Annotated in this window: 12 protein-coding genes; 1 reads left to right on the top strand and 11 read right to left on the bottom strand. The window is 70.1% G+C overall.

What is annotated here, in order from left to right:
• Nucleotides 1-5: 5 nt before the first annotated feature.
• From murB to ACM26W_RS07980, 9 genes are read right to left on the bottom strand one after another with little or no spacing between them, the layout of a single operon-like run.
• Entirely contained in the window at nucleotides 6-1,019 is a 1,014-nt protein-coding gene (gene murB, locus ACM26W_RS08020; RefSeq protein ID WP_416140302.1) for a UDP-N-acetylmuramate dehydrogenase, read from the bottom strand.
• Nucleotides 1,016-1,492, bottom strand: coding sequence for a low molecular weight protein-tyrosine-phosphatase (locus ACM26W_RS08015; protein ID WP_416140301.1), 477 nt, complete (start codon nucleotides 1,490-1,492; stop codon nucleotides 1,016-1,018). Before ACM26W_RS08015 ends, murB begins: the two co-directional genes overlap by 4 nt.
• Nucleotides 1,492-2,277 (bottom strand): 3-deoxy-manno-octulosonate cytidylyltransferase, encoded by a 786-nt coding sequence (gene kdsB, locus ACM26W_RS08010; protein ID WP_416140300.1) that lies wholly within the window; start codon nucleotides 2,275-2,277, stop codon nucleotides 1,492-1,494. The genes ACM26W_RS08015 and kdsB overlap by 1 nt, the downstream gene beginning before the upstream one ends.
• On the bottom strand, nucleotides 2,277-2,486 hold the full coding sequence (locus ACM26W_RS08005; RefSeq protein ID WP_416140299.1) for a Trm112 family protein: 210 nt from the start codon (nucleotides 2,484-2,486) through the stop codon (nucleotides 2,277-2,279). Before ACM26W_RS08005 ends, kdsB begins: the two co-directional genes overlap by 1 nt.
• Nucleotides 2,487-2,496: 10 nt before the next feature.
• Entirely contained in the window at nucleotides 2,497-3,564 is a 1,068-nt protein-coding gene (lpxK, locus tag ACM26W_RS08000; RefSeq protein WP_416140298.1) for a tetraacyldisaccharide 4'-kinase, read from the bottom strand.
• Nucleotides 3,561-5,321 carry a lipid A export permease/ATP-binding protein MsbA gene (gene msbA / locus ACM26W_RS07995; RefSeq protein WP_416140297.1) on the bottom strand — a complete coding sequence of 587 codons (1,761 nt, stop codon included), beginning with the start codon at nucleotides 5,319-5,321 and terminating at the stop codon, nucleotides 3,561-3,563. The genes lpxK and msbA overlap by 4 nt, the downstream gene beginning before the upstream one ends.
• Nucleotides 5,318-5,800, bottom strand: coding sequence for an ExbD/TolR family protein (locus ACM26W_RS07990; protein ID WP_416140296.1), 483 nt, complete (start codon nucleotides 5,798-5,800; stop codon nucleotides 5,318-5,320). Before ACM26W_RS07990 ends, msbA begins: the two co-directional genes overlap by 4 nt.
• A complete protein-coding gene (locus tag ACM26W_RS07985) occupies nucleotides 5,797-6,495 on the bottom strand; it encodes a MotA/TolQ/ExbB proton channel family protein (protein ID WP_416140295.1) in 699 nt (232 codons plus the stop codon). Before ACM26W_RS07985 ends, ACM26W_RS07990 begins: the two co-directional genes overlap by 4 nt.
• Before the next feature lie 41 nt (nucleotides 6,496-6,536).
• Nucleotides 6,537-8,813 carry a DNA internalization-related competence protein ComEC/Rec2 gene (locus ACM26W_RS07980; protein WP_416140294.1) on the bottom strand — a complete coding sequence of 759 codons (2,277 nt, stop codon included), beginning with the start codon at nucleotides 8,811-8,813 and terminating at the stop codon, nucleotides 6,537-6,539.
• A 135-nt stretch (nucleotides 8,814-8,948) separates the two neighbouring features.
• On the opposite strand from ACM26W_RS07980, the gene ACM26W_RS07975 reads away from it, so the two are divergent.
• Nucleotides 8,949-9,491, top strand: a complete 543-nt coding sequence (locus tag ACM26W_RS07975; protein ID WP_416140293.1) for a DUF2062 domain-containing protein — start codon at nucleotides 8,949-8,951, stop codon at nucleotides 9,489-9,491.
• 88 nt (nucleotides 9,492-9,579) lie between these two features.
• On the opposite strand, the gene ACM26W_RS07970 is transcribed toward ACM26W_RS07975, so the two are convergent.
• Together ACM26W_RS07970 and ACM26W_RS07965 are read right to left on the bottom strand one after the other, a co-directional pair.
• Nucleotides 9,580-10,332, bottom strand: a complete 753-nt coding sequence (locus ACM26W_RS07970) for an ABC transporter ATP-binding protein (protein WP_416140292.1) — start codon at nucleotides 10,330-10,332, stop codon at nucleotides 9,580-9,582.
• Nucleotides 10,325-11,566: a lipoprotein-releasing ABC transporter permease subunit gene (locus tag ACM26W_RS07965; RefSeq protein ID WP_416140291.1), complete on the bottom strand. Its 1,242-nt coding sequence runs from the start codon at nucleotides 11,564-11,566 to the stop codon at nucleotides 10,325-10,327. The genes ACM26W_RS07970 and ACM26W_RS07965 overlap by 8 nt, the downstream gene beginning before the upstream one ends.
• Nucleotides 11,567-11,586 lie beyond the last annotated feature (20 nt).

Raw genomic sequence — 11,586 nt, 5'->3', positions numbered from 1 at the left:
GATCGCTAGCCGGCCAGGCGCGGCTCGCGCTCCAGGGCCACGCCGAAGCGCTCAAGCACGCGGCGGGCCACCCGCTCGGCGAAGGCGAGCAGCTCCGCGGCACTGCCCCCGCCGAAGTGCACCAGCACCAGCGCCTGACGATCATGCACACCGAAGTGCCCCTCGCAGAGGCCCTTGAGGCCACTCTGGTCGATCAGCCAACCGGCGGCCAGCTTGACCCGCCCGTCGGGCTGGGGAAAATGCGGCATCTCGGGATCCAGGGCCAGCAGACGCTCGGCCAGCGCCGCCTCCACCACGGGGTTCTTGAAGAAGCTGCCGGCGTTGGCGAGCCGAGCCGGGTCGGGCAGCTTGTCGCGGCGAATGGCACACACCGCCTCGACCACTTCCAGTGGCGTCGGGTCCTTTCCCACTCGACCAGCCAGGTCGCCGTAGCCGAGCCGTGCCTCTCCCCGGCGGGAAAGGTTCAGCACCAGACGGGTGATCACTACCCGCCCCGCCAGGCGGCCCTTGAAGACGCTGTCCCGATAGCCGAAGGCGCACGCCTGGGGCGTCATCCAGGCCTCGCGACCGTCCGCCAGGTCCACCACCTGCAGTGCCTCGAGCACCTCGGAGAGCTCGACCCCGTAGGCGCCGATATTCTGGATCGGCGCCGCACCACAGTGGCCGGGAATCAGCGCCAGGTTCTCGGTCCCCCACAGGCCCTGGCCGGCCAGGGCCATCACCAGATCGTGCCAGACCACCCCCGCCTCGGCGTGGACCCGCACCCTGTCGCCCTCACCCTCCTCGACCCACCAGCCCGCCATGGCCGGCCGGATGACCAGCCCGGACAGGCGCTCCGGCAGGATCAGGTTGCTGCCGCCGCCGAGCAGGGTCAGCGGCCACCCCCGGGCGCGCGCCTCGGCCAGGGCCGCTTGCAACTCGGCCAGGCTCGCGGGGGCGGCGAAATGCTCCGCCATGCAGGGCAGGCCCAGGGTACTGGCACTCGACAGGTCACGCGGAGGATAAGGCACCGGATTCAAGGACGGCGCTCCAGCTGCGCCTCGATCTGTGCCAGCAGGCCGCGAGCCCCCTGCTCCACCAGGTCGAGCACCTCCTCGAAGCCTTGCTCGCCGCCATAGTAGGGGTCAGGCACGGCGCGATCTGGCTGGCCGGCGAACTCGAGGAACAGCCCCAGATGGGCGTCGAGTGTCTCGGGTGCGCGGGCATGCATGGCCGCCAGGTTGTCGTGGTCCATGGCCAGCAGGTAGTCGAAGGTGGCGAAGTCCGAATCCGCCAGCTGGCGGGCGCGCAGCGCCGAGAGGTCGATGCCACGGCGAGTGGCGGCCTCATGAGTGCGCGGATCCGGCGCCTTGCCGACATGCCAGTCGCCGATGCCGCAGGAGTCGACCTCGACCCGGTGAGCCAGCCCACGCTCGTCGAGCAGGCGACGGAACACCCCCTCGGCGGTTGGCGAACGGCAGATATTGCCCAGGCAGACGAACAGCACACGCATCAGTCACCTCCCCTGTCGTTGGCGGTGTCCAGCAGGGCCCGCACCCGGGCCAGGTCCTCGGCGGTATCGACCCCGGCGGGATGGGGCTCTCGGGCCAGGGCCACCTGAATGGCGTGACCGTGATGCAGGGCACGCAGCTGCTCAAGATGCTCGAGCCGCTCCAGCGGCGCGGGTGACCAGTCACGATACTCGGCCAGAAAGCCGACGCGATAGGCGTAGAGGCCGATGTGGCGCAGCCAGGCGTCGGTCTCGAGCAGGTCGGGGCGCGCGACGAAGGCGTCGCGATCCCAGGGGATGGGGGCGCGAGAGAAGTAGAGTGCACGGCCGGAGAGTGCCCGAACCACCTTCACCACGTTGGGATTGAAGAGGCTCTCCACGTCGCTGATCGGCTCGGCCAGGGTGGCGATGGAGGCCTCGGGATCGTCGAACAGCCGGTCGGCCACCTGATCGATCAGCGTCGCCGGTATCAGCGGCTCGTCACCCTGGACGTTGACCAGCACGGCCTCCTCGGCCAGGCCCAGCCGCTCGGCCACTTCGGCCAGGCGGTCGGTGCCGGAGGGGTGGTCACCGCGGGTCATCAGCACCTCGGCGCCAAGCGGCGCCAGGGCCGTCTCGATGCGGGCATCGTCGGTGGCCACCACCACCCGGACGGCCCGGCTCTCGCAGGCGCGCCGCCAGACATGGGCCACCATGGGCTCGCCGGCGATCTGGGCCAGGGGCTTGCCGGGCAGGCGTGAGGAGGCGAAGCGTGCCGGAATGACGGCGATGAACTCGCGCTCGGCCATCACGTCTCCCCCGTGCGTCCGGGCGAATCATGAAGCTTCTCGTCGACGCTGAGCTGGCGCGCCTCCTCGGGCAGCATCACCGGGATGCCGTCGCGCACCGGATAGGCCAGGCCGTCGAACAGGCAGTGCAGCTCCTCGGCCTCGCGCCGGTACTTGAGCTTGCCCTTGCACAGCGGGCAGACCAGCATGGCCAGCAGTTCCTTGTCCATCGTGTTCACCTCACTCCTGATGGTGAGCCGGCGCACCGCCGGCTCGCGAATTCATGTCGTCCCGGGTGTCCGCCGGCGGCGGGCACAGCGCCGCCAGCCGCTCCTCGAACCAGCGAACGAAGGCGGGATCGGGCGCGGCCTCGACCTCCAGCACCCAGCTGTCCGTGGGTGCCAGGCCGCGACACTTCACGGCATCCTTGGCGGTCATCACCAGCGGCCGGCCATCATCGAAGGCGAGCTCCGCGGCGCGATAGGCGTGGTGGTCGCCGAAGGGGTGCGGCATCGCCTCGACGCCCAGCCCCGCCAGGGTCTCGAAGAAGCGCGCCGGGCGGCCGATGCCAGCCACGGCGTGCACCGGACCGTCGAACGGTAGCGGCGAGAGCGCACGCCGCTCACCGTCGCCCAGACGCCGCCAGGCCACCGGCGCCAGGCCCATGCGAAAGGCCCCGGCGGGCGGGGGGAAGGCGGGCTCGCCGTTGACCACCACGGCATCCACGCCGCCGAGGCGCGAGAGCGGTTCACGCAGCGGCCCGGCCGGCAGGCAGCGCCCGTTGCCGAAGCCCCGCGCACCGTCCACCACCACCAGTTCGAGATCGCGCCCCAGCGCCAGGTGCTGGAGGCCATCGTCACTGATCAGGATATCGCAACCTTCCGCCAGCAGCCGCCGGGCGCCGCGGGGCCGGTCCGGGTCGGCCACCACCGGCACGCCGGCCTGGTCGGCCAGCATGCGCGGCTCATCGCCGCACTGCGCCGCAAGCGTCTGGTCATCGACCAGCAGAGGATAGGCGGCGCTCTTCCCACCATAGCCGCGAGAGATTATGCCGGGTCGCCAGCCGCACGCGACGAGATGGCGCACCAGCCAGGCCACCAGCGGCGACTTGCCGGTGCCGCCCAGGGTCAGGTTGCCCACCACGATCACCGGCACCGGGGCGTGCCATACCTCCCGGCGGCCCGCAGCGTAGGCGGCGCTGCGACGCGCTACGGCGACGCGATAGAGCCCCTCCAGAGGGCGCAGCAGGGCCAGCCAGGGCGAGCCCGCATAGGCCGCCGCCAGCCAGCGCTCCCCCACCCCCCTCATGCCGGGTCCGCTTCCTGAAACTGCAGGCGATGCAGCGCCGCGTAGGCGCCGTCACGGCCGATCAGCTCGGCGTGGCTGCCCTGCTCAATGACCTCACCCTGCTCCATGACCAGGATGCGGTCGGCGCGCTCGATGGTCGACAGACGGTGCGCGATCACCAGGGTAGTGCGGCCCTTGCAGACCTCTTCCAGGGCCGCCTGGATATGGCGCTCGGATTCTGTGTCCAATGCCGAGGTGGCCTCGTCGAGGATCAGCAACGGCGCATCCTTGAAGATGGCACGGGCGATGGCCAGGCGCTGGCGCTGGCCGCCGGAGAGCATCACGCCGTTGTCGCCCACCACGGTGGCATAGCCACCGGGCAGGCGCTCGATGAACTCGTGGGCGTGGGCGGCCCGAGCGGCGGCCTCGATGGCCGCCGGGTCGGCACCCGGTACGCCGTACGCGATGTTGTCGGCAATGCTGGCATTGAACAGGGTCACCTGCTGGGACACCAGGGCGATCTGGCGGCGCAGCGGCGCCAGCCGGTAGTCATCCAGGGGCACGTCGTCGATCAGCACTCGCCCCTCGGTGGGCCGGTAGAAGCGCGGCAGGAGTCCCACCAGGGTCGACTTGCCGCTGCCCGAGCGGCCGACGATGGCGATCATTTCCCCCGGGGCCACATCCAGGTCGATCCCCTTGAGCACCTCCGGCTGGCCCTCTGCGTAGCGGAAGCGCACACCCTCGAGACGCACCCGGCCCTCGAGACGCTCGGCTTCATGGTGGCCCTCGTCGCGCTCGGCGGGCACCTCCAGCAAGCCGAACAGCTCGGCGGCGGCGGCCAGCCCCTTCTGGATCTCGCTGTTGATCTCGGTGAGCTGGCGCACCGGCTTGGCCATCAGCGAGGCGGCGGTGATGAAGGCCACGAACTCACCGGCAGTCATGTTATCCATCAGCGCCGGCGACATCGCCAGCCACACCAGCACCGCCAGCGCCAGCGCCACCAGCAGCTGAATGACCGGGGTGCTGATCGCCTTGGTCAAGGCTTCCTTCATGCTCTGCTGGCGGTTGTACTCGCTGGCCGCCGCGAAGCGCGCCTTTTCGAAGCCTTCGGCGCCATGGGTGCGCACCACCCGATAGCCGGAGAGGGCCTCGGAGGCAACGTGGGTCACGTCGCCCATGGAGGCCTGAATGCGCGCAGAGATGCGCCGAAAGCGCTTGCTGGCATAGCTGACCACGCCGCCGATCAGCGGCGTCACCGTCAGGAACAGCAGGGTCAGCATCCAGTTGGTCCACAGCAGGTAGCTGACCAGGCCAATGACGAACAGCCCTTCGCGCAGCAGGATGGTCAGTGCCTTGGTGGCCGCCCCCGTCACCTGCTCCACGTGGTAGGTGACCCGCGAGATCAAGTGGCCGCTGGAATGGCTGTCGAAGAAGCGTCCCGGCAGGTGCAACATGTGGTCGAAGACGTTGCAGCGCAGGGCGTGAACCACGTTGCGCGCCACGTTGCTCATGAAGTAGGTGCCGAGGAAGGTACCCAGCCCGCGGGCGGCGAACATGCCCACCACGAACATCGGCAGAAAGAGCCGGAAGCCGGCGTCGGGGTCCTGGATGCCATCGATCAGCCGCTTCATCATCTCGGCCAGGGCCGTGCTGGAGGCGGCATAGATGACATAGCCGACGATCGCCAGGGCGAAGGAGCGCCAGTGGGGGCGCACATAGCTCAGCAGGCGCTTGTAGAGCGTCCAGCCCGAGTGTTGAGGGGTCCCGTCCTGGTTCACGGCGTCTCCGCTGGTGGGGAAATGGTCTCGCTGGGCCAGATCTCGCTGGGCCAGAACTCGCTGGACAACGTCTCGCTCGAGCGGCTCTCGGTAGTGGCGATACGCACCCGCTGGATGCCCTGCAGGCCGGCCTGGTCGAGCACATGCACCACGTCGGCGTGGCTGGCGCGGCCGTCGGCCTCCACCACCAGGCCGTGCTCGCGGGCCTGCTCGGCCTCGGCGGCCAGCGCGGCGGGCAGCTCGGCCGGGGCCAGCTCACGCTCGCCGAGCCGGTAGACCCCGGCCGCGGTGATCACCACCGTCACCGGCGACACCTCAGCGGCGACACCGCTGGTCGTCTCCGGCAGCGTGAGTTCCAGCGCCTGGCGGGTCTCGAAGGTGGTGGAGACCATGAAGAAGATCAGCAGCAGGAACACCACATCGATCAGCGGCGTAAGGTTGACCTCCACCGGGTCGCGGCGGGTGCGCGCAAACCTCACGAACGTTTCACCCTTGGCGCCAGACGACCGTCGGCCTCGAGGCGCTCCTCCTCACCGGTGGGCTCGTGTCGCTCGGCCAGGGTCAACTCGCCGCCGTAGTGCGCGAGAAACTCCACCACCTGGCCCGACTGTTCCTCCATGCGCACGGTGATGTCCTCGATCCGGCGCAGGAAGTAGCGATGAAACATCAGCGCCGGAATCGCCACGGTCAGACCCGCCGCGGTGGTCACCAGGGCACGGGAGATACCGCCGGCCAGATCGGCGGTGCGGCTGGCGCCGTCGCCGGCGACGAGCACCGAGAAGACCTCGATCATCCCCACCACCGTGCCCAGCAGGCCGATCAGCGGAGCGATGGCGGCGATGGTGCCCAGCGGGCTGAGGAAGCGCTCCATGTCGTGGATCACCGCCGTGCCCGCCTCCTGCAGCCGAGCCCGTACCTGCTCATGGCCGAGCCGGGCGTTGCGCATCCCTGCGGCCAGCACCCCGCCCAGCGGCGAGTGGCTCTCCAGCCAGAAGAGGTTGATCTGGCCGCGGGCCACCAGGTTGCACACCTCCTGGCCGAGCCCCGGGGGAGCGATGCGCCCGGCGCGCAGGGTCCAGAATCGTTCGATGATGATCACCGTGGCCAGCAACGAACAGCCGAGCAGCGGCAGCATCAGCCAGCCCCCGGCGATCAGGGCCTCCATCATGTCCATGCGCTTTCCCTCGAAGGTGCCCTTTATCCGTGTTCCCGATCTCAGGGCGATTCTAACGCAAGGCAGTCGGCTCCGACACCGCTCCACCGCCAGGGCTGACGCCGCACGCTGTCAACGGACCACCCTGCCCCTCCCCCGAGCCGGAAGGTCAGGGCTCCATCCAGCGCCGTACTCCACTGGCAGCTCTCCGCCGCCCGGAAGCGTCTCACCACCTCATCGTGGGGATGGCCGAAGGCGTTACGCCGGCCGGCGCTGTAGACCACATGTCGCGGGGTGAGCCACTGGACCAGTTGGGGCCCGGAACTGGTGTGGCTGCCGTGGTGGCCGGCCACCAGCAGGGTCACCGGCGCCTCGGCGTCGAGCAGGAAGGCGCGTTCCACCCGGCGCCCCACGTCGCCGGTGATCAGCAGTCGCTGCCCGCCCGCGCTCGCCTCCAGCACGCAGGAGCGGTCGTTGCTGGTCAGTGCGGCCGTGTCCTCCGGCGGCCACAGGAAGCGGAAGTGCACGCCGTCCCGCTCCCAGCGCCCCCCGGCCCGGCAAAACGCGAAGGGCACGCCGATGGCCTCGCCGGACGGCGCCAGGAAGCGCCCCACCCGATGGCCCTCAACCAGCACCGGCACCCCGCCGGCGTGGTCGATGTCGTCATGGCTGACGATCACCTCATCGAAGCGCTGGCCCGGGGGCCACAGGACGCTGACAGGGGCGAACCCGGAGGCGAAGCGCGGCCCCGCATCGAAGAGCGCTCGGTAGCCCGCGGTACGCAGCTCCACCAGCTGCCCCTGTCCCACGTCCAGCACCCGCACCTCCAGCTGGCCATGGGGAATGCCCGACGGCGCCAGGCCCATGGCCACCGCGGCCAGTGCCAGGCTGCCCGCGGCGCGCAGCGGGCCCGCCAGCCCCGGCAGTACCCAGAGCAGCGCCACCAGCCCCAGGCAAAACGCCAGCGGCGTCACCAGGGCCGGATCGGGGAGCCACAGCGGCAGCCAGACCACCGCCGCCTCCAACCACCGGGCCAGCGCTTCCGTCAGGTGGGCGAACAGCCACCAACACAGCGTCGAGATCGGCGGCAGGGGGGCGAGCAGCCAGCCCAGCAGCCCCATCGGCACCAGCAGGCTGCTCACCACCGGCACGGCCACCAGGTTGACCAGCGGCGCTGCCGGCGCCAGGCGAGCGAAGGCCAGCAGCACTGCCGCGGCCATCAGCGGCGCCAGCAGCAGCTGGGTCCTGACCAGCGCCCATAGCCAGCCGCGCGCCCCCCGCGGACGAGGCCGCCCCTGCCAGGCCAGGATCAGCAGCGCCACCGCCAGGAAGGAGAGCCACAGCCCCGGGCGCCAGGCGTTAATGGGGTCGAGCAGCAGCACCACGGCCAGCGCCAGCCACCAGCCCTGCCAGGGGCCCGGGGCGTGGCGGCCGCTGGCCACCCAGAGCCCCACCAGCGCCATCACCAGGGCGCGCAGCGCCGGTGGCTCCAGGCCCGAGAGGGTCGCATAGCCCGCCGCCGCCGCGCCGGCCAGCCACCAGGGCCACACCGCCAGGCGCCAGCGGCCCGGCGTCGCCAGCCGGGCCGCCCCGCGCCCCAGCAGCAGGGCGAAGCCCGCCACCAGCCCCACGTGCAGCCCGGAGATCACCATCAGGTGGGTGGTGCCGCTGGCGTTGAGCAGCGCCCAATCCTCGGCGGTCAGCCTCTCGCCGGCGCCCAGGGTCAGGGCCGCCAGCCAGCGCTGGGCGCGTGGCGGTAACTCACGCCTCTCCAGATAGGCCAGGGCCCGCTCGCGCAGACCCGGCATGGACTCGGCCAGCCGCCGCGGCGACGGCTCAGGGCGCACATAGCCAGTGGCCTGGATGCCCTCGCGCCAAAGCCAGGCCTCATAGTCGAAGGTATGCGGATTGGCGAAGCCCGCCGGCGGGCGCAGACGAACGGTCAGCGACCAGCGTTCGCCGGGCTGCATGGGCGGTGCCTCGAAGGCGCTCAAACGCACCCGCTGCAGGCGATCGCAGTCGGGGCGCCCCTCGGCCAGGGGACGGCAGCTCGCCACCTCAAGCGTCAGGCGGGTCAGACGAGCCTCCTCAACGACCTCTATCAGGCGGCCCTCGACGGCGAGATCCTCGCGGATCAGTCCCTCCGGCAGGATCGCGCCGCGAGCCAGCAGCACGCCGACGGTCACCCCGACCAGCGCCGCCAGGGGCAGCCAGGCGGCCGGCCGTCGCAGGGCCAGCACCGGCAGGGCGAGAAGACCGAGCCCCTCGATCAGCCCCGGGGGCGGGCGGCTGCCCAGCCCCAGGCCAACGAGGACGGCCAGGGCCAGAGGGATGGCCATTCCTGGTCGCATTCCCTTGCTCCGGGTGGATGCATGACTGCCCGTCCACGGCGCCCTGCGTGTAAGCGCCGCCATGGCGTAGGCAGGTTCATGTATGGATAATAGCTGGCGTCACGATGCTGCGAGCCCGACGCCATGCCGCGCCGCTTACTACAGCGCTACATGCCCCACCCCGAGACACTCAGGCGTCAGCGCTCGCTGCGTTTCATGAGTCACCTCATCGGCAACCCCGCCCTTTGGGTGCTGAGTCGTCGCAGCGTGGCCAACGCCTTCTCGGTGGGCCTGTTCAGCGCCATGCTGCCGATCCCCTTCCAGATGGCGGTGGCCGCCCTTGGCGCCTGGCTGGCTCGCGCCAACCTGCCGCTCTCCGTGGGCCTGGTGTGGATCACCAACCCGCTGACCATGCCGCTGATCTTCTATGGCAACTACCGGCTGGGCGCCTGGCTGATGAACACCCCGGCCCGTGAGGTCCCGGATCGCCTCTCCACCCGCTGGATCGCCGAGCAGATGGCCGATATTCTGCCCGTTCTGGCGGTGGGCTCGGTGGTCACCGCCATCGCCCTGGCACTGCTCGGCAATCTGGTGATCCGGCTGATCTGGCGCTGGCAGGTCTCGCGCAGTTGGAAGGCCCGGCGGCGGCGTCGGCGTGAAACGCCCTGCGAGGACGACCCGCTGTAACCTCCACCTTTCCCGCCTACGCAAACGGCCGGCCCCAAGGGACGGCCGTTTGCTGATACCGAGTGATGGCAGCTTGCCGGGGGTGGGCTCAGCCCGCCTCCGGGCCCCGCGGCTGCTCGGTCAGGCGCCCCTCGTCCAGGCGCATGACCCGGTCCTGATGGGCCGCCAGCGCCGGGTCGTGGGTCACGATCACGAAAGCACAGGCGGAGGTGCGCGCCAGCTCATCCATCAGCGCCAGGATGCTGGCCGCGGTATGCTGGTCCAGGTTGCCGGTGGGCTCGTCCATCAGCACCAGGCTCGGGTCGGTGACCAGGGCCCGAGCGATGGCCACCCGCTGACGCTCGCCGCCGGAGAGCTCGCCGGGCTTGTGGCTGGCGCGCTCGGCCATCCCTACCCTCTCCAGCAGCTGCCGGGCGCGAGCCTCGGCATCCTTCTTGCGCTGCCCACGCACGATCAGCGGCAGCGCGGCATTCTCGAGGGCGGTGAACTCGGCCAGCAGGTGATGGAACTGGTAGACGAAGCCGATATGCCGGTTGCGGAAACGGCCCAGGGCCGCGTCGCCCAACGCCAGCAGCGACTCGCCGGCGATGCGCACTTCGCCGCGCGTGGGCTGGTCCAGGCCACCCAGCAGGTTGAGCAGGGTGGTCTTGCCGGAGCCGGAACTGCCGACGATGGCCACCCGCTCGCCGGCGTGGACGGTCAACGCCAGGCCATCCAGCACGGTGACGTCCTGGGGTCCCTCACTGTAGACCCGGGTCAGGTCGAGGCACTCCAGCATGATACTGCCCAGCGCCGCGCGGGCGCCCTGCTCGGGTGTCGCTTGCATGGTCGTCTCACTCATAGCGCAGCACCTCCGCCGGCTTGACCTTGGCCGCCCGCCAGGCCGGATAGAGGGTAGAAAGGAAGGTCAGGACCAGGGCCGCCGCGACGATATCACGCACGTCCGTCCAGTCGAGGCGCGAGGGCAGGTTGCTGATGAAGTAGACCCCGGCGTCGAGGAACTGGATGCCGAACAGGCTCTCGACCCCGTCGATGATATTGGAGATGGTCAGCGCCAGCAGCACCCCGAGCACCACGCCGACCAGGATACCGATCACCCCGATGGCCAGTCCCTGGACGATGAAGATGCCCATGATCGAGCGCGGCGTGGCACCGATGGTACGCAGGATGGCGATATCGGCATGCTTGTCGGTGACCACCATCACCAGGGTCGAGACGATGTTGAAGGCCGCCACGGCGATGATCACCGTCAGGAGCAGCCCGATCATGCGCTTCTCCATCTGGATCGCCTGGAACAGGCTGCCGTGGGAGAAGGTCCAGTCGGTACCGCGATAGCCCGGCCCCAGCTCGTTGATGATGCTGCGCGTCTCCGCACCGGCCTCGAAGAGGTCGTCGAGCTCCAGGCGCAGGCCACCCACGGCGTCGCCGAGCCGCGCGAGGGTCTGCATGTCCTCGATATTGGCGTAGGCCAGGGCCGCATCCAGATCGGCGCCAACGCTGAATATCCCGCTCACCGTGAAGCGCTTGAGCCGCGGGAAGACCCCGGCCGGAGTGATCGAGGCCTCGGGCACCAGCAGGGTCACGGTGTCACCGACCCCGATCCCGAGTCGACGTGCCAGGATCGAGCCCAGCACGATGTTCCACTCCCCCGGCTGCAGGTCGTCCAGTTCCCCCTGCTGCATGTGGCGGCCGATGATCGAAACGCGATCCTCCCATTCGGGGTGGATGCCATTGACCATGGCGCCCTCGTTGCGGCCGCCCACCGAGAACATGCCCTGCTGCTCCACGAAGGGGGCGGCACCGATCACCCGCTCGCGCTCCATCAGCCGCGCGGCCAGGGATTCCCACTCCACCATGCCGGTGCGCGACTCGACCTTGGCGTGGGGCACCATGCCGAGGATGCGGGTGCGCAGCTCATGGTCGAAGCCGTTCATCACCGAGAGCACCAGGATCAGTACCGACACGCCGAGCATCAGGCCCAGCATGGAAGTCAGCGAGATGAAGGAGATGAAGTGGTTGCGGCGCTTGGCGCGCACGTAGCGCAACCCGATCAGGAAAGGCAGGCGGTCGAGCATGGAGGCGTTCCTTGTCAGCG

The organism is Halomonas sp. HK25 (assembly GCF_047795635.1).
Lineage (GTDB): Bacteria > Pseudomonadota > Gammaproteobacteria > Pseudomonadales > Halomonadaceae > Halomonas.
This window is presented reverse-complemented; position numbering and strand designations above follow the sequence as displayed.

Excerpts from the sequence above, each read along its gene's own strand:
- ACM26W_RS07985 (WP_416140295.1), bottom strand. The coding sequence starts at position 6,495 with ATGGACATGATGGAGGCCCTGATCGCCGGGGGCTGGCTGATGCTGCCG.
- ACM26W_RS07965 (WP_416140291.1), bottom strand. The coding sequence starts at position 11,566 with ATGCTCGACCGCCTGCCTTTCCTGATCGGGTTGCGCTACGTGCGCGCC.
- ACM26W_RS08015 (WP_416140301.1), bottom strand. The coding sequence starts at position 1,492 with ATGCGTGTGCTGTTCGTCTGCCTGGGCAATATCTGCCGTTCGCCAACC.
- ACM26W_RS07970 (WP_416140292.1), bottom strand. The coding sequence starts at position 10,332 with ATGAGTGAGACGACCATGCAAGCGACACCCGAGCAGGGCGCCCGCGCG.
- kdsB (WP_416140300.1), bottom strand. The coding sequence starts at position 2,277 with ATGGCCGAGCGCGAGTTCATCGCCGTCATTCCGGCACGCTTCGCCTCC.
- ACM26W_RS08005 (WP_416140299.1), bottom strand. The coding sequence starts at position 2,486 with ATGGACAAGGAACTGCTGGCCATGCTGGTCTGCCCGCTGTGCAAGGGC.
- ACM26W_RS07980 (WP_416140294.1), bottom strand. The coding sequence starts at position 8,813 with ATGGCCATCCCTCTGGCCCTGGCCGTCCTCGTTGGCCTGGGGCTGGGC.
- ACM26W_RS07975 (WP_416140293.1), top strand. The coding sequence starts at position 8,949 with ATGCCGCGCCGCTTACTACAGCGCTACATGCCCCACCCCGAGACACTC.
- lpxK (WP_416140298.1), bottom strand. The coding sequence starts at position 3,564 with ATGAGGGGGGTGGGGGAGCGCTGGCTGGCGGCGGCCTATGCGGGCTCG.